The following is a 16,907-nucleotide window of genomic DNA, read 5'->3' on the forward strand; positions in this document are numbered from 1 at the left end:
ATTTCCGGACAGAATGTGAGGGTAACCTGGCGCTGACGGCCGACATCATGCTTCAGGGCTACCGGCGCGGCATCTTTCCGATGGCCGAAAGCCGGGACAGTCCGGAACTCCAGTGGGTCGAGCCGCGGCTGAGGGGCATCCTGCCGCTCGACCGGTTCCATCTGTCGCGGTCGCTCCGGCGGCGACTCTTGAAGGGCGGCTACGAGATCGCCATCGACCGCGATTTCATGGGTACGGTCAGCGCCTGCGCCGACCGGCCCGAGACCTGGATCAACGACACGCTTCTTCTGCTTTACGGCGCGCTCTTCAACGCAGGCCACGCCCATTCGCTTGAAGTCTGGCGCGAGGGGCGGCTGGTGGGCGGGGTCTTCGGCGTGACCTTCGGCCGGGTCTTCTGCGGTGAGACGATGTTTTCCCGCGAGACGGACGCTTCGAAGATCGCGCTTGCCTATCTGGTGGACCGGTTGCGGCGAGCGGGTTTCATCCTTTTCGACACCCAGTTCCTGACACCGCACCTTGCCTCGCTCGGCGCGGTCGAGATCACGCAGGCGCAGTATCTGAGGCGCTTGGCGGCGGCGCGCGAGATGGAGGCGGACTTCGGCGCGGCGGATGTGCCTCAGCCGCCCGAACTGGTCTCTGCACTCTCTTCGGCGGGCGCGGGCGCGTCGGGCAGGATACAGGACAGGACCCAGACATCATAGCGCGGATGGTCGAGCGCAGAGAGTGCGGGGCTGGAGGCCACCATCCAGCCGCCGAACAGCGCCGTGCCGCCCGCGTCGATCACATCGAGATTGGCAAAAGCGTCGGCGGCGGGGTTGTCCTTCGGATAGCGGCATTCGCTCATCGTCACGGTGAGCGGCGCACTGGTGGCAGCGCCGACCGTGCCGCTCTCGCCGTCCTTCAAGGTCAGATCGACGGTCTGGCCGGAGACCTTGTCGAGCGCGCGCAGGATCGCGCCGGGCGCGTCCGTGGTCTCCGCGGTGCTGATCTGGCCCGCGCCCTGATCCTGAGCAAGGACGGCCACCGGAAAGAGAGCTGCCACCGGAAGAAGGATCGCCCTCATTCGCCGCCGCCGGACCCGCTGTCGGACGCTTGTCCGACGAACTTCATCAACAACTGGATAAGCCCGACCGCGCCCTGCGTATCGAAGATCTCACCCCCCGGCTCGACCGCGACGGGGCTGCCGCCGGGCTGGATTTCCAGGAAATTGCCACCAAGCAACCCTTCGGAAGAGACAAGCGCGGTGCTGTCATCGGGAATGACGATTCCGTCCTTCATGCTGAAGGTCGCGTCGGCATAATAGGTATCGGGGTTCAGGTCGAGCCGCGTGACCGTACCCACCTTCACGCCCGCAAGCCGCACATCGGTGCCGACCGAAACGCCATCGGCGCTGCGGAAGCTTGCATGCAGGTCGTAGGACCCTCTGCTGCCCGTCGCGCTTTCACCAAGGCCCGCATAGAGCGCAAAACCGATGGCCACGGCGACGACGCCCGCGCCGGTCAGGACCTCGCTGACATTCTCGGCCATCTCAAGCCTCGGGCGACCAGGCTTCGTAATCCCGGCGGTCCGCCGGTCGGGCCTGGCGCAGCGATCCGGCGGGCGCATAGGCAAGGGGCGTGCCGGTCAGGTTTTCCTGATGGGGCTTTTCCCAGGGCTTGTGCTTCAGGGCCTTTTCGGTCGGCGGCTCGTCCCAGGTGAAATGCAGCCAGCCGTGCCAGTCGGGCGAGACGCGGCTCGCCTCGCACTCGCCATTGTAGATGACCCAGCGCCGCTTGCCGTCCCTGGTCTGGTAGAAGGCATTCCCCTGCGCATCCTCGCCGACCTTCCGGCCCTTGGCCCAGGTGAACAGCTGGGTGCCGAGGGTCTGGCTGTTCCACCAGGTGATGAGACGGAGCAGGAATTTCATCGAAGTCCTCCGAAGGCGCGTCAGGCTCTCTATACAGGCTGAGGCGGAAAGGTCCAGTGCCGGGCGCCCCGGCCCGGTTCGAAGAATTTTCGCGAAAATTCTTCGAACACCCGCCCCGCGGGGCGGAAAAGTCTTCGCGAAGACTTTTCCGCATCACCGTCAGTAAAGACCGCCCGACGAAACCGTGCCGAAATCGGCCTTCTTTGGGATGATCTTGCGTTCGCCATCCGCGGTGGTCACGGTCGTGGTGCCACCGCCCTCGTCGCCACCAACCTCCCCGATGGCGTAGAGCGGCAGATTCTGACCCATGGCAAAGCCGCCGTCGATGAGCGTATCGAGGCCGAAGAGCGTCTCCTGCCCGTCGCGGAAATATTCCGCCTGGACAAAGTCGCCCGAGGCATCGTCGGTCAGCCTTTCGCCGGTGAACCGGTTGATCTTGATGAAATGCCCCCCCGGCGGCACCTTGAACGATCCGCCGCCGTATTTCCTGATCGCCTCTTCCATGAAAGCCTGGAAGACCGGGACGCAGAGCGTGCCGCCGAAGGCGCCGGCGCCGAGCGTGCGCGGCTGGTCGTAGCCCATGTAGCACCCGGCCACGATGTTCGAGGAAAAGCCGATGAACCACACATCCTTGGCGTCGTTCGTCGTGCCGGTCTTGCCCGCGATCGGCACCGGCAGCCGGACGCCCGACCCCGAACCGCGCTGCACCACGCCCTGCATCATCGAGGTCAGCTGATAGGCGGTGACCGCGTCCATCACCCGTTCGCGCTGCGAGCTGATCCGCGGGCCGGCGCCTTCGGGCAGGGTCGCGGCCGTGCAATCCTCGCAGGTGCGCTGGTCGTGGCGATAGATCGTGCGGCCCCAGCGGTCCTGCACGCGGTCAACGAGCGTCGGCTCCACCCGCTCGCCGCCATTGGCAAACATCGCATAGGCCGCGACCATCTTGAAAAGCGTCGTCTCCTGTGCGCCGAGTGCATTGGCCAAAAACGGCTCGAGCCGGTCATAAACCCCGAATTTCTCGGCATAGGTCGCGACCAGTTCCATAGTGATTTCCTGCGCGATCCTGACGGTCATAAGGTTCCTGGACTGTTCGATCCCGGTTCGCATCGGCGTCGGTCCGTAGAATTTGTTCGAGGCGTTCTTAGGCCGCCACAGGCCCTGCGGCGTGTTCACCTCGATCGGGGCGTCGACGATGATCGTGGCGGGCGAGAAGCCGCTGTCGAGCGCGGCCGCATAGACGAATGGCTTGAAACTCGACCCCGGCTGGCGCTGCGCCTGGGTCGCGCGGTTGAAGACCGACGACTGGTAGGAGAACCCGCCCTGCATGGCGATCACGCGGCCGGTATTGACGTCCATCGCCATGAAGCCACCCTCGACCTCTGGCACCTGGCGGAGCGACCAGCGCTTGGGCGTGCCGTCTTCATTGGCAAGCTGGGTGACCAGAACCACATCGCCCGCCGCCACCAGATCACCCGCGACCTTGGCCTTCCTGGCAAGTGTCCCGTCCTCGAGCCGCTTGCGCGCCCAGGTCACATCCTCGGCCGGAATCCAATGGCCGTCGCCATCTTCCTCGACGCCTTCGATCCCGACACGCGCGCTGGTGTCGCCGACCTCCAGAACGACCGCTGGGAACCAGCCCGGCACATCGCGGGGCACATCGACGATCTCGGCCAACGCCTGACGCCAGGTCGGTTCGTCGGCCAGCGCTTCGGTCGGCAGTGTCAGCTTCGTGCCGCGCCAGACGCCCTGGCCGCGGTCGTATTTCTCCAGCGCTTCCTGCAGGGCCGCGGCCGCCGCCGCCTGCATCACCGGCTCGACCGTCGCGCGGATCGTCAGACCGCCGCCGAAGAACTCCTCTTCGCCGAAGCTCTTCGACAGCTGGCGCCTGATCTCGTCGGTGAAATAGTCGCGCGGCGGCAGGCTGCCCTTGAACGAGGGGTAATCGCCGCCCTGCACGGTCTTCAGCGGCGCCGCGACAGCCGCCTCATAGGCGGCCTTGTCGAGATAGCCGTTCTGGAACATCTCTCGCAGCACGAAATTCCGCCGCTCGACCGCCTTTTCGCGGTTCTTGACCGGATGATAAGAGTAAGGCGCCTTGGGCAGCGCGGCGAGATAGGCCGCTTCCTCGGGGCGCAGCTCCGACAGGGTCTTGTTGAAATAGGTCTGGGCGGCGGAGGCAACGCCGAAGGACTGGAAACCGAGGTCGATCTCGTTGAGATAAAGTTCCAGTATCTTGTCCTTGGGCAGGGCGTCGACGAGCCGCGTGGCCAGGATCAGTTCCTTGATCTTGCGCTCGACCGTCCGGTCGCCCGACAGAAGGAAGTTTTTCGCGACCTGCTGGGGAATGGTCGAGGCGCCGCGCAGGTTCTTGCCCCCTGATTTCACCGCCTCGTAAAGCGCGCCCGCCATGCCGCGCGCATCGAACCCGCCATGACTGTAGAAATTCTTGTCCTCGGCCGAGATGAAGGCCTGCTTCACCAGATCGGGAATTTCCTCGATCGGGGCGAATATGCGCCGTTCGGTGGCGAATTCGTCCATGAGCCGCCCTTCGCCGGAATAGATCCGGCTGATGGTGCGGGGCGTGTAATTGGCAAGCGTCTCGTGATCGGGCAGATCGTGGCTATAGACCCAGAATACCGCGCCAAGGCCGATCGCTGCGATGGCGAGCGCGGTGACAGCCCAGCTGAACAGGGCGCCGACAAACGACAGAATGAAACGGACCACGAGCGCTCTCCTTACCGGCGCGAGCTATAAACCGTACGGATGGCAGGGTCAAAACAAGTTCGGGCGGGTCACGGTTGCGGGCGCGCGCCCGCCGGTCACTGCCGGATCAGCGTGGCCTCGGCCGCGTCGGCCACCGCCCAGTCGGCGAGCGCTGTGACGATCGCCTCCTGCATTGCCGTGCGCCAGGCCGGATCGGCCATGCGCGCGCGGTCCTTGGCGGACGAGAGAAAGCCCAGTTCCAGAAGAAGCGAGGGAATGTCGGCCGATTTCAGCACCGAGAAATCCGCAGTTTGGATCGGATGGCGATGCGTCTTCAGTCCTGCGGTCTTGAGGGCGGAAACAAGCGCATCGGCCAGACGGTCGGCGCGCGGCCGCGTCTCCTGCCGGGCAAGGTCCATCAGCACGCCCGCCACCGCGTCATCCTGACCGCTGAGATCAAGGCCCGCCAGAATGTCGGCCCGGTCGTGGCGCTCCGCAAGACGCTCGGCAGCCTCTTCAGAGGCTTTCTCATCCAGCTTGTAGATCGTGGCACCGGTGGCCGTCCCCTCCTCCAGCGCGTCGGCGTGGAGCGAGAGAAAGACGTCGGCGCGCGCGGCCCTCGCGATGGAGATACGCTTTTCCAGCGGCACGAACTGGTCTTCGGTCCGGGTCAGTTCCACGTCCATGCCCGCGCGGCGGAGCCTCTCGGCCAGTTCGAGCGCGAAACCGAGGACAAGATGCGCCTCACGCTCCTTGCCCGCTTCGGCGCCGGGGTCGATGCCGCCGTGGCCGGGGTCGAGTGTAACGCGCAAGGGCCGGTCGCCGCGCTGGCGGGTGAGCGGATGGGGGGCGGGTTGCGCGGCGGGTGTCTCGTCGCGGACAGTGGCGGCGCTGTCGGCGACCCTGCGCTCATAATCCGCCGAATTCGTCGGGCGGAAGATAAGAAGGATGCGGGCGGTTCCGTCGGGCCCGCTCACTTCCTGCGATTTGTCCAGCGCGAGAGGGATGTCGACAAGTGCCACCAGCCGCGACCAGCCCGGCCGGAACCGGCCCCAGTGCAGGTCCGCGACCCGGTCGGAGCGGCCGAGACCTGCCGCCGCATGGCCGTCGAAGTTCACCTCCTGGAACTCGACCACAAGGCGGAGCGGGTTGTCGAGATAGAGAACGCGGTAGGGCACGGGCTGGCTGAGCGACAGTTCGATCCGGACCCCCTGCCCCTCGTCGGTCAGGACCGAACGGTCGAGGTCCAGTTCGGCGAGTGGGCTGAGCGTCTGGGCGGCCACGCAGGTCGCGCCGATGGCGAAGAGACATGCAAGCAGCACCGTGATCCGCGTCAGCGCCCGGTTCACAATCGCGACACAGGCCCTTGCCCCCCTTGCAGCCGACACGTCAACCTTCCTATCCTGCCCCGACCTCGCGCCTTCCCTCTTCTCAGCGGGCGCGGCTGCGGTCAATGGTCCCGCTACAGAACAATCGCGGCCGGGAGCCGCGGCAAGACAGTGAACGAAAGGCATCTTGATGCGCAGTCTCCTTCCCCTCTCCCTGGCAGCGGGGCTTGCAGCGGGGCTCCTTGCCTCTACGGCGCTTGCCTTCGATCCGGCCAGCATGAGTGACGCCGAGAAAGAGGCGTTTGGCGCGGCGGTGCGCGCCTACCTGCTGGAGCATCCCGAAGTCCTGTCCGAGGTTGTGCAGGCGCTGGAGGCGAAACGGGCCACCGCGCAGGCCGAGGGCGACAAGGCAATCGTGGCCGCCAATGCCGCCGAAATCTTCGCCGATCCTTCGAGTTTTGTCGGGGGCAATCCCGAAGGCGGGCTGACGGTCGTCGAGTTTCTCGATTATCGCTGCGGCTATTGCCGCAAGGCCCATGCCGAAGTCGCGGAGCTGGTGCGGTCGGACGGCGACATCCGTTATGTGGTCAAGGAGTTCCCGATTCTCGGCGAGGAATCGCTTCTGGCCTCGCGCTTCGCCATTGCTGCGCTGCAGGTGGCGGGGCCGGAAGCCTATGAGAAGGTCAATTCCGGCTTCTACGAAGGCTTCCGCGGCGATGTGACGACCGAGACGCTGAGCGCATTCGCCGCCGCGCTCGGCCTCGACCCGGCGCCGATCCTTGCCCGAATGAACGCGCCCGAAGTGACGGCGATCATCGAAGCCAATCACCTTCTGGCGCAGCGGATGGACATTTCCGGCACGCCGACCTTCGTCATCGGCGATCAGGTGCTGCGTGGTTTCGCGCCGCTCGAGGCGATGCGCCAGATCGTCGAGGACGCGCGGAGCTGACGACGCCTCCTCGACGCACTTCGTGCACTCGTCGGGCGCCGGTTCCAAGCGCGCTGTGTCTTTCGACGCATGACCGCTCGGAAAGCAGAACGGCCGGGGGCGCCCCCGGCCGTTTTCCTTTGCCTGGCCCGTCCGCTCAGGCTTCCATCACATCGTCGCCCTCTTCAGCAGAGGTGCCGAAATCCAGCCCGTGGCTCGCGCGGATCTTGTCCTCGATGGCGAAGGCCACGTCGGGATTGTCCTTCAGGAACTGCTTGGCATTCTCGCGGCCCTGGCCGATCCGCTCGTCACCATAGGAATACCAGGCGCCCGACTTCTCCACGACACCGGCCTTCACGCCGAGGTCTACCAGTTCGCCGGTCTTCGAAATGCCCTCGCCATACATGATGTCGAACTCGACCTGCTTGAAAGGCGGCGCGACCTTGTTCTTCACCACCTTCACGCGGGTCGTGTTGCCGACAACCTCGTCGCGATCCTTGATCGCGCCGATGCGGCGGATGTCGAGCCGGACGGAGGCGTAGAACTTCAGCGCATTGCCGCCCGTCGTGGTTTCGGGATTGCCGAACATCACGCCGATCTTCATGCGGATCTGGTTGATGAAGATCACCATGCAGTTCGACCGGCTGATCGAGGCGGTGAGCTTGCGCATCGCCTGGCTCATGAGCCGCGCCTGGGCGCCGACGGTGGCATCGCCCATGTCGCCCTCGATCTCGGCCTTGGGCGTCAGTGCCGCGACCGAATCGACCACCACCAGGCTGACCGCGCCGGACCTGACCAGCGTATCGACGATTTCCAGCGCCTGCTCGCCGGTGTCGGGCTGCGAGATCAAGAGCTCGTCCAGGTTCACGCCCAGTTTCTTCGCATAGAGCGGATCGAGCGCATGTTCGGCGTCGACAAAGGCGCAGACGCCACCCTTCTTCTGCTCTTCCGCAACGACATGTAGCGTCAGCGTCGTCTTGCCCGACGATTCCGGCCCGTAGATCTCGACCACGCGCCCCTTCGGCAGGCCGCCGATGCCGAGCGCGATGTCGAGACCGAGCGAGCCGGTCGAGGTCGCCTCGATCTCCAGCACCGGATTGTTCGTGCCGAGTTTCATGATCGAGCCCTTGCCGAACTGCCGTTCGATCTGGGCCAGCGCACTGTCGAGCGCCTTCTGCTTGTCTGCCGTGCGCTTGTCGTTCATGTCGAAAAGGTTCGCTGCTGCCATTGTCCCGTTCCTTATTTCACACCCCGCCCATGGCGGCAATGTCGCCTGATGTTCGCCTCTTGTTCTCATCCTTATGAGATCAAAAAGAGAACATTTCAATCAAATTCTTCCGATAGTCTCCGCGCTCTTCCTTAAGAACTGGTTTACGGCTTGCCTCGGCGCCGGGCGGGCGGCTAGAGACCGCGGGAAGGGGTGTTTCATGCTGATATTCTGGAAAGAGCGGCTCGTGCTGCTTGCCACGCCCAAGACGGGCTCTACCTCGATAGAGACCGCGCTCGAGCAGATGGCGCATGTGGCGATCCGCCGCCCGCCGGAGCTGAAGCACCTGTCCGCCCCCGCCTATCACGATCACATGGGGCCGATGCTGGAACATGCCGCGGGCGAACGCTTCACCACCGTGGCCTTGATGCGCGATCCGATCGACTGGCTCGGCAGCTGGTGGCGGTACCGCCAGCGCGATGATATCCGCGACATGCCGCGTTCGACCGCGGGCATGAGTTTCGAAGAGGCTGTCCTGTCGCATCTCGACGACCGTGCGGGCGGGCCGATGAATGTGGGCTCGCAGGGTCAGTTCCTGGGGCTGCGCGGCGGACACGCGCCGGTCGATCAGGTCTTCCGCTATGAAGAGATCGACCGGTTCGTGCATTTCCTCGAAGATCGTCTGGGGTGCGAGCTGATCCTGCCGCGGCTGAACGTGTCGCCGAAAGGAAAGATGGATCTGTCAGACGCAACCGTCGCGCGCCTCAAGGCGAAACTGGCGCGAGACTGCGACTATTACGCGACCCTTGCCTGACCGGCCGAGCGCTCGGTCACTGCATCTGGCTTTGCACCGTGGCGGTCAGTTCCGACAGCGAGAAGGGCTTGGGCAGGAAGATCGCATTCTCGATCCTTTCGCGGTCTTCGGTCAGCGCCTCCTCCGAATAGCCCGAGACGAAGACGACACGGGTGTTCGGCCGGTCCTTGAGCGCCTGCCGGACCCAGGTCGGCCCGTCCAGACCGGGCATGATCACGTCGGTGACGAAGACATCGACGGCGAGCGCGCGGTCGGAGAGAACCTTCAGCGCCTCCTCGGCATTCTCCGCCTCGATCACCGTGAAGCCGCGCATCTTCAGCGCCCGCGCGGCGAAGGCGCGCACCGGTGCCTCGTCCTCGACCAGAAGCACGACGCCCTGGCCGACGGGTGCTGCGCGCCGCGCGGGCGGCGGCGCCTCGGGCGCAGCTTCCTCCTCGGCGCCGCGCTGATAGGCGGGGAAGAAGAGGGCAAAGGTCGTGCCCTCGCCCAGGATCGAATCACAGAAGATATAGCCGCCCGACTGCTTGACGATGCCGTAGGCCGTCGAAAGGCCGAGCCCCGTGCCCTCGCCCGGCCGCTTGGTGGTGAAGAAGGGCTCGAAGATCTTCTCGATCTTGTCGGGCGCGATGCCGGTGCCCTGATCGGCGACGCGGACCATGACATAGTCGCCCGCAGGCACGCTGGCACGGTCGCGTTTGAGGTCCGAGGCCAGCCGCACATTCTCGGTCGAGATCAGGATCCGGCCCCCGTCCGGCATCGCATCGCGGGCATTGACCACGAGGTTCATGATCACCTGTTCCAGCTGCCGCCGGTCGGCGCGGATCGGGCAAAGCTCCGGCTCGTGCTGCAGGATCAGTTCCACCTTCTCGCCGACCAGCCGGTTCAGAAGATGGGTCAGGTCGGACATCGTGTCGCGCAGGTCGATGACCGCCGGTTTCAGCGTCTGCTTGCGCGAGAAGGCCAGAAGCTGGCCGACGAGCGAGGCGGCGCGATTGGCGTTCTGGTTGATCTGGATGAGGTCGGCATAGTCGGGATCGGACTTGTCGTGACGCAGAAGCAGCAGGTCGCAATGGCCGGAAATCGCGGTCAGCAGATTGTTGAAATCATGCGCGACCCCGCCCGCAAGCTGGCCGATCGCCTGCATTTTCTGGCTCTGCACGAACTGCGCCTCGAGCGTTTTCAGCTGCGTCGCGTCCGACAGGATCGCCATCAGCCCGGTGCGGCCCTCCTCGTAGACGCGCGAGAGCATCACCTGCAGGTAGGTATCCTCGGCGACGCCACGAAGCCGCAGCACTTCGGGACGGTTCTCGGCCCGGCCGCTCATCGCGTCATGCAGCCAGTCGGCGACCGGCCGGCCGAGCCCTTCCAGAATGTCCGAAAGTGCGGTGCCCGGCTGCTGCTCGCCGATCAGGCCGCGGGCGGCGCGGTTGGCCTCGCGCAGCTCGCCCCGGGCGCTCAGCCTGAGAAGCGCGACCGGCAGCCGGTCGAACGCGGTCGGGTCATGGGCGCCGGTCGGATTGCCCCTGGTCGGCAGGAAATAGATCTCGCGCCGCCCGCCCTGCCCCTCGACCTCGGCCACCAGCGCGTTCACCGGCCCGTCGACGCCCGAAATCTCGTTCTCCTCGCCCGGGCGGATCGGCAGGTCGGTGAAGATGCGGTCGAGTGTCTTAACCCGTTCGCCGGTAATGCGCCGGAGCGCCTCGTTCATGAAAAGGATCGTGCCGGTCTTCGACACGGTCAGCATCGGCAGGCTGATCGATTCTGCCCCCCGCCCGCCGGTCGCGCGTTCTGCCATATCCTCAAGCCGCCAGAGAAAGCCCTGCGCGCCGATCCGGTGCACCGACAGCCGCACATGGCCACGCCGCGTCACCAGATCCTCGCGCGCCGCGCCATGACCCTCGGCACGGTTCTGCAGGCGGAAGAGGACGGCGGCGGGATTTGCGAATATCTCCGACAGCGCCCGGGCGAGTGTCTCGCCCTCGCGCGGGCCGAACCGGTCAAGCGCGGCACGGTTGAGATATTTCAGCTGGCCTTCGCCGTCGGTGGTGAAACTCGGCGCGGCATCAAGCGCCACGAACGTGGCCAGATGACGGTAAAGCTGGCCATCGACCCGCTTGCGCTTCAGCGCGACCAGCGCCACGACGACGGCAAGCGCCGCCAGCGTGCCTGCGAGCGCGAAGACCGCAGGTTCGATCCGCCCGACCGGCAACAGAAAGCCCGCTGCCGCAAGCATCCCTGCCGCAAGCGCCAGATAAAGGCCATGCGGTGCGAGCGTCCCGGCGGTCTTGACCACCGGATGTTCAGTCAGGGCAGGATCCGACACATCGCCCCCGGGGAATGAGATTCGTTCAAGGCATTCCGACCCCGAAATGCTTAAGCGGCAATTAACCCGCGCAATGACAACCTGGGATTGTGTACTTTTCGCGACCGATTCGCGTCAAGACCGCGAGAGCACGGCGAGATAGAAACCGTCCCCGCCCTCGGTGGGTAGGAACCGGCGTTCGTGGCTCAACGAAAAGCCATCCTGTGCGCCGAGGAAGCCGGCGACGACCGCGTCGTTTTCCGCGTCGAGCAACGAGCAGGTCATATAGGCGAGCGTACCGCCGGGGCGAAGATGAGCGGCGGCCGTCGACAGGATGCTTCGCTGTAGGCTGACCAGGTCTGCAACCCGCCCTGGCGTAAGCAGCCATTTCGACTGCGGGGTACGCCGCCAGGTGCCCGACCCCGAACAGGGCGCGTCGACAAGGACGAGGTCATAGGCGCCGGGTCTCAGTGCGGCGCTCTCCACAATCCGTAGCTCCGCGCCAGCGCGCTTGGCCCGGGCGGGCAGGTCACGCGTCCGGCCGGGGTTCGCATCATGGGCGTCGACCCGCCCGCCCGTCCGCGCCGCCATGGCGAGCGCCTTGCCGCCGCCGCCCGCGCAATAGTCGAGAACCTTCATGCCGCGTTCCAGCGGCAGGTCGGCGACGGCCGCCTGAGAGGACAGGTCCTGCAGTTCGACCAATCCTTGAAGATAGGCGCGCGAGCCGTTGATCTTGTTCGACTTTCCGATAACCTCTAGGGCCGTGTCGCAGCTCGGTGCCTCGCGGCATTCCACCCCGTCCGCGGCAAGCAGAGCCATCGCTTCGACCCGTGTGCCGCGCGCCAGATTCACGCGCAGGAAAACCGGCGCGCGGTCGCGCATCGCGGCCAGCACCGGTTCGAACGCCTGTCCGAGCGCGCTGCGGAGCGGGGCATCCAGCCAGTCAGGATAATCGAGCCGCACCGGATCGGGCGGCTCTCCGCCGGGCGCTTCCAGAGCTGCCCTTTCGGCTTCCTCAAGCGCTGACGGACCATAGGGCAGACCGGCGAAAAGTGCGTCGAGATCCGCCGGGCCGGCGAGCGCGATCATCAGCGCCCGGCCCGTAGGCTCTGCCGCCCCGGCACGCGCGGCCAGGCTTCGCTGGCAGCGCAGCGCGTCATAGACGAGGTCGCGTACCGCCGCCCGGTCGCCCGACCCCGCATGGCGAGAGGCGCGCGCCCAAAGCGTCAGCGCGCGTTCGGCCGGTTCGCCCGCGAGGATACGGTCGAGAAGCTCTATCGCGGTCTGGACACGCGCGGCGGGGGTCATGCGCCCCTCCCTACATCACCCGGTAGTTCGGGCTTTCGCGGGTGATCTGCACATCATGGACATGGCTTTCCTTCAGCCCCGCGCCGGTGATCCGGACGAACTCGCAGTTGGCCCGCATCTCTGCCACCGTCCGGTTGCCGGTATAGCCCATCGCGGCGCGCAGACCGCCCACCAGCTGATGGACGACCGCGCCTGCCGATCCCTTGTAGGGCACCTGCCCCTCGATCCCCTCGGGCACCAGCTTGTCCGACGCCGCATCCTTCTGGAAATAGCGGTCGGCCGAGCCGCGCGCCATGGCACCGAGCGATCCCATGCCGCGATAGGATTTGAACGATCGGCCATTCCACAGGATCACCTCACCCGGGCTTTCGTCCGTCCCGGCGATGGCCGATCCCACCATGGCGCAGGAGGCGCCCGCCGCGATGGCCTTGGCGAAGTCGCCGGAATATTTGATGCCGCCGTCGGCGATCACCGGAATGTCGCCGGCCGCCCCCGCCGCGTCCATGATTGCGGTCAATTGCGGCACGCCCACGCCCGCCACGATCCGCGTCGTGCAGATCGAACCCGGGCCGATCCCCACTTTCACCGCATCGGCGCCCGCGCCGATCAGCGCCCGCGTCGCCTCGGCCGTGGCGACGTTGCCCGCGACCACCTGCACCGCGTTCGACAGTTTCTTGATCCGCTCGACGGCCCTAGCCACCCCTTCGGAATGTCCATGCGCCGTGTCGATCACCACCATGTCGCAACCGGCGTCGATCAGCGCCTGGCTGCGTTCGAACCCCGCGTCCCCCACGGTCGAGGCTGCGGCAACCCGCAGGCGCCCGAGATCGTCCTTGCAGGCATGGGGGTTCAGCACACTCTTTTCCGTGTCCTTGAGCGTCAGCAGACCCGTCAGCTTGCCCGCGCCGTCGGTGACCAGAAGCTTCTCGATCCGCCGCGCCTTCATCAGGCTGATCGCCTGTTCGCGGTCCACCGGCTCTTTCAGCACGGCGAGATTGTCGGCGCTCATCATCACGCGCACGGGCGTCTTGTCGTCTGAGGCAAAGCGCATGTCGCGGTTGGTGACGATGCCCACCACGCGGCCCGCCTCATCCACCACCGGAAAACCGGTGATATTGTAGCGATCCATCAGCACCTTCGCGTCGGCAAGCGTCTGGTCGGGCGTCAGCGTGATCGGTGCATAGACGACGCCGGATTCGAACCGCTTCACCCGGCTGACCTCACGCGCCTGCGCCTCGGGGTCCAGATTGCGGTGAATGACGCCGATGCCGCCCGCCTGCGCCATGGCAATCGCCATCCGGGCCTCTGTCACCGTGTCCATCGCCGAAGACAGCAGCGGGATGTTCATGCGGATCGCGCGGGTGACGAATGTCGCCGTATCGGCGTCCGACGGCAGGACGCTCGATGCCGCGGGCACCAGGAGCACATCGTCAAAGGTGAGAGCCTCGCGAATCTGCATGGGATATCTCCATCGGCACGTTCGTTTGGCGCTTCGCTCTTTCACGCCCGTCAGGTGAGCGCAAGGGCAAATGCGCCGATGCCACCCTTGCCCTTCCGAGCGGTCCGTGCTCTCTCTGCCGTCGGGGAAGGACGAGGCGGATATGCGCGTTGCTGTGATCGAGAATACCGAAGTATCTCACCTCGGGCAGGTCGGTGTTGCATTGCGCGAGGCGGATGCAGAGATACAGACCTACCGTGCCTGGGCAGGCCAGGCGCTGCCCGACGGCAGCTATCACGATGCGCTCGTGGTGCTGGGCGGCGAGCAGAATGCGCGCGCCGACAAGACCCACCCCTACCTGCCCGATCTGGTGCGGCTGATGCGGCGCATGGGGCAGGCCGACAAGGCAGTGCTGGGCATCTGCCTCGGCTGCCAGCTTCTGGCCCGTGCCTGGGGCGGGCGAAACCTTCTGGGCATCGCGCCGGAGTTCGGGTGGCACCAGGTCCGCGTGACGAAAGACGGGCTCAAAGACCCGGTCCTTTCGGTGATCAAGGGTCATTTCCCGATCTTCCAATGGCACTGCGATACGTTCACGCTGCCCGACGGGGCCGTGCGGCTGGCGCGCAACCGCGTGGTGGCGAACCAGTGTTTCAGGATCGGCCGGGCAAGCTATGGCATGCAGTTTCACTTCGAGGCGAGCCGCAAGGTCGTCGAGGACTGGAATGCCGATTTCCCCGACACGGTCGAACGGATCAGACCGGGCTGGCTCGCGGATTATCCGCGCCTCGCCGCCGAACATGGGCCGGAGGCAGACGCGGCGGGTCTTGCCATCGCCCGTGCCTGGGTCGCGCTGATCTGATCTCAGGCAATCGCGGCGTTGGTCTTCACCGCAAGCTGGCCGCCCAGCCAGAGCCGCCCGATCCGGTAGGCGATCGCCAGATTGATCCCGCTCGCCGCCGCCAGCAGCAGGAGTCCCGGCACTGTCCAGCCCGTGCCGACAAGAAGCCACAGGCTGGCGGTCGCGGCCGACGGAAAGGTGATTGCCGCCCAAAGCGCGGAAAAGCCGCTTCCCAGCGTCGGTCTCAGCGCCGGGAGCAGCAAGAGAAGAACGACCGCGGCAAGCGCCGCCGCACCGAGCGCTATCTCGTCGTATCCCAGAAGCTTTGCGGTGCTGCCCGAGACCGAGATCGCCGCGAGATGCAGCGCCAGAAGCGGTCTCAACGGGGCGGGCATCGGCCGTTTCACCAGATCCAGCACGCCCCAGAGGCCGATCGCGAGGCCGGTCGCACTGAAAAGGTAGAAAAGAAACTGCGCGAGCGGACCGAACCCGAGGCTCGCGGCCGCAAGCGCGCCCACGATCGGGGAGGTGAAGTAAAGCTGTCCCGCCGGGGAATAGCGGCGCGCCTCGGGCGGCGCGGTCGCAATCTGGCGCAGGATCAGGCCGATGACCAGCAGATGGAACACTAGGCCGACATGGAAGACGACCGCGGCAAGGACAGGGTGCGCCGGGCCGGTGAGCATGGCCGTGAGATAGAGCGATCCGCACAGGGCCGACAGTCCAAGCCGCCCCGGCAGAACCGCAATATCGTCGGACAGGACCGACATCCGGCGCATGAGCTTCGCCGCATAAGCCACGAGCGCCACGCCAAGAACAAGGACCGCCGCCCCTGCAAGCAGATCGGCCAGCGGCGCGGCCGCCTCCAGCTGTCTGGCTGCGCGGCGCCAGGCGACGGCAAGGCCGAGAAGCCCCAGGATCGCGGGGAAGACGGCGGGCGGCGTGCGGCGGGCGAAGCCTTTTGGCGTGGGCGTCGGGGCGACGAATCTCATGCGAACCTCCTGGCGGCGGCACATGATATCCACTCCGCCCGCGCGCAGAACCACAAACCACGACCTGCGACCGATAACCGCGCACAGCACCGGTTTCAGGATGGACAATTGCCCCGTCGCGTCGGACTGTCGCGGCGACACTGCCGGAGCCCTTCTTGACACAGGTCCATCGTCCCGTCACCGCCGCGCTCTGGATGGGCGGTTCGATTACCGGCTTCTGCCTGGTGGCCATCGCCGGTCGCGCGCTCAGCACCGGGCTCGATACGTTCGAGATCATGTTCTACCGCTCGATCGTCGGGGTCTTTCTGGTGGTGACGCTCGCGCTTGCGACAAGCCAGACGGCAGATCTGCGGCCCCGGCACCTTAGGACCCATGTCCTGCGCAACCTTTTCCATTTCGCGGGGCAGAACCTGTGGCTCTACGCCCTCACGCTGATCCCGCTCGCCCAGCTTTTCGCGCTGGAATTTTCCTACCCGATCCTTGTCGCGCTGAGCGCCCCCTTCTTCCTGGGCGAGCGCCTGCCGCCCCGGCGCCTTGTCGCGGCGGCGATCGGTTTTGCGGGCATCCTCATCGTGGCGCGGCCGTTCGGGGGCACGGGTCTTTCCATCGGACTTGGCGCGGCGCTTCTCTGTGCGGTGGGCTTCGCGGGGGCAGCCGTCATCACCAAGAAGCTCACGAGCGTCACGAGCGTCCTGGCAATCCTTTTCTGGCTGACCGTCACCCAGACCCTGTTCGGCCTTGTCGGCGCCGCCTTCGGCGGCGGCCCCGCCTGGCCGGCGCCCGGTCTCTGGCCCTGGATCCTCGCCATCGGCTTGGGCGGGCTCGGCGCGCACCTGAGCCTGACCAAGGCCCTGTCGCTCGCGCCCGCCTCGCTTGTCACCCCTCTCGACTTCCTGCGCCTGCCGCTCATTGGCGTCGTCGGCATGCTCTGGTACGGCGAAGCCCTTGACCTGTGGGTGTTTATCGGCGGCGCGATCATCTTTGCCGCGAACTGGCTCAACATCTCGTCGGAAGACAGCCATCCCCGCCCCGCATAGTGCGGGAATGTCGCATCTCTTCGATCACGTTTTCGCGACGCAACGTCATTCGTTGACCGGTGGGCAGAGCGGCGCCTACCCTTGCGCATGACAGGAACACAACTCATGG

The 16,907-nt window shown here is 66.0% G+C and carries 15 protein-coding genes; 5 read left to right on the forward strand and 10 right to left on the reverse strand.

Features of this window, described 5'->3' with window-relative positions:
* Nucleotides 1-26 precede the first annotated feature (26 nt).
* The gene (gene aat / locus P0645_RS15105) at nucleotides 27-701 is read left to right on the forward strand and encodes a leucyl/phenylalanyl-tRNA--protein transferase (RefSeq protein WP_502855142.1); all 675 of its coding nucleotides are present in this window, start codon (nucleotides 27-29) and stop codon (nucleotides 699-701) included.
* Here aat and P0645_RS15110 read toward each other — a convergent pair.
* The 5 genes from P0645_RS15110 to P0645_RS15130 all read right to left on the reverse strand — a co-directional run bounded on the left by P0645_RS15110 (nucleotide 617) and on the right by P0645_RS15130 (nucleotide 5,997).
* Nucleotides 617-1,063 carry a DUF2155 domain-containing protein gene (locus P0645_RS15110; protein ID WP_284165424.1) on the reverse strand — a complete coding sequence of 149 codons (447 nt, stop codon included), beginning with the start codon at nucleotides 1,061-1,063 and terminating at the stop codon, nucleotides 617-619. The two genes, aat and P0645_RS15110, sit on opposite strands and share 85 nt — an antisense overlap.
* Nucleotides 1,060-1,527: an outer membrane lipid asymmetry maintenance protein MlaD gene (mlaD, locus tag P0645_RS15115; RefSeq protein WP_284165425.1), complete on the reverse strand. Its 468-nt coding sequence runs from the start codon at nucleotides 1,525-1,527 to the stop codon at nucleotides 1,060-1,062. Before mlaD ends, P0645_RS15110 begins: the two co-directional genes overlap by 4 nt.
* Nucleotide 1,528: 1 nt before the next feature.
* A complete protein-coding gene (locus P0645_RS15120) occupies nucleotides 1,529-1,906 on the reverse strand; it encodes an NADH:ubiquinone oxidoreductase subunit NDUFA12 (RefSeq protein ID WP_284165426.1) in 378 nt (125 codons plus the stop codon).
* A 159-nt stretch (nucleotides 1,907-2,065) separates the two neighbouring features.
* A complete protein-coding gene (locus P0645_RS15125) occupies nucleotides 2,066-4,630 on the reverse strand; it encodes a penicillin-binding protein 1A (protein WP_284165427.1) in 2,565 nt (854 codons plus the stop codon).
* Between the two features lie 95 nt (nucleotides 4,631-4,725).
* Nucleotides 4,726-5,997 (reverse strand): N-acetylmuramoyl-L-alanine amidase, encoded by a 1,272-nt coding sequence (locus P0645_RS15130; protein WP_284165428.1) that lies wholly within the window; start codon nucleotides 5,995-5,997, stop codon nucleotides 4,726-4,728.
* 130 nt (nucleotides 5,998-6,127) lie between these two features.
* On the opposite strand from P0645_RS15130, the gene P0645_RS15135 reads away from it, so the two are divergent.
* Nucleotides 6,128-6,886: a DsbA family protein gene (locus tag P0645_RS15135; RefSeq protein ID WP_284165429.1), complete on the forward strand. Its 759-nt coding sequence runs from the start codon at nucleotides 6,128-6,130 to the stop codon at nucleotides 6,884-6,886.
* A 136-nt stretch (nucleotides 6,887-7,022) separates the two neighbouring features.
* Here the strand turns inward: P0645_RS15135 and recA are convergent, their stop codons facing one another.
* The gene (gene recA / locus P0645_RS15140) at nucleotides 7,023-8,093 is read right to left on the reverse strand and encodes a recombinase RecA (RefSeq protein ID WP_284165430.1); all 1,071 of its coding nucleotides are present in this window, start codon (nucleotides 8,091-8,093) and stop codon (nucleotides 7,023-7,025) included.
* Nucleotides 8,094-8,292: 199 nt separating this feature from the next.
* On the opposite strand from recA, the gene P0645_RS15145 reads away from it, so the two are divergent.
* Nucleotides 8,293-8,886, forward strand: coding sequence for a hypothetical protein (locus tag P0645_RS15145; RefSeq protein ID WP_284165431.1), 594 nt, complete (start codon nucleotides 8,293-8,295; stop codon nucleotides 8,884-8,886).
* A 16-nt stretch (nucleotides 8,887-8,902) separates the two neighbouring features.
* Here the strand turns inward: P0645_RS15145 and P0645_RS15150 are convergent, their stop codons facing one another.
* The 3 genes from P0645_RS15150 to guaB all read right to left on the reverse strand — a co-directional run bounded on the left by P0645_RS15150 (nucleotide 8,903) and on the right by guaB (nucleotide 13,955).
* The gene (locus P0645_RS15150) at nucleotides 8,903-11,119 is read right to left on the reverse strand and encodes an ATP-binding response regulator (RefSeq protein WP_284165535.1); all 2,217 of its coding nucleotides are present in this window, start codon (nucleotides 11,117-11,119) and stop codon (nucleotides 8,903-8,905) included.
* Between the two features lie 204 nt (nucleotides 11,120-11,323).
* Nucleotides 11,324-12,496, reverse strand: coding sequence for an RsmB/NOP family class I SAM-dependent RNA methyltransferase (locus tag P0645_RS15155; protein WP_284165432.1), 1,173 nt, complete (start codon nucleotides 12,494-12,496; stop codon nucleotides 11,324-11,326).
* A 10-nt stretch (nucleotides 12,497-12,506) separates the two neighbouring features.
* The gene (gene guaB / locus P0645_RS15160) at nucleotides 12,507-13,955 is read right to left on the reverse strand and encodes an IMP dehydrogenase (protein WP_284165433.1); all 1,449 of its coding nucleotides are present in this window, start codon (nucleotides 13,953-13,955) and stop codon (nucleotides 12,507-12,509) included.
* 142 nt (nucleotides 13,956-14,097) lie between these two features.
* Here guaB and P0645_RS15165 point away from each other — a divergent pair, with 142 nt between their 5' ends.
* On the forward strand, nucleotides 14,098-14,793 hold the full coding sequence (locus P0645_RS15165; RefSeq protein WP_284165434.1) for a type 1 glutamine amidotransferase: 696 nt from the start codon (nucleotides 14,098-14,100) through the stop codon (nucleotides 14,791-14,793).
* A 2-nt stretch (nucleotides 14,794-14,795) separates the two neighbouring features.
* On the opposite strand, the gene P0645_RS15170 is transcribed toward P0645_RS15165, so the two are convergent.
* A complete protein-coding gene (locus P0645_RS15170) occupies nucleotides 14,796-15,761 on the reverse strand; it encodes a TDT family transporter (RefSeq protein WP_284165435.1) in 966 nt (321 codons plus the stop codon).
* Between the two features lie 155 nt (nucleotides 15,762-15,916).
* Between P0645_RS15170 and P0645_RS15175 the strand changes: the two genes are divergently transcribed.
* On the forward strand, nucleotides 15,917-16,798 hold the full coding sequence (locus P0645_RS15175; protein ID WP_284165436.1) for a DMT family transporter: 882 nt from the start codon (nucleotides 15,917-15,919) through the stop codon (nucleotides 16,796-16,798).
* The last annotated feature ends 109 nt before the right edge of the window (nucleotides 16,799-16,907 follow it).

It is taken from the genome of Frigidibacter sp. SD6-1 (assembly GCF_030143255.1).
Lineage (GTDB): Bacteria > Pseudomonadota > Alphaproteobacteria > Rhodobacterales > Rhodobacteraceae > TMP-24.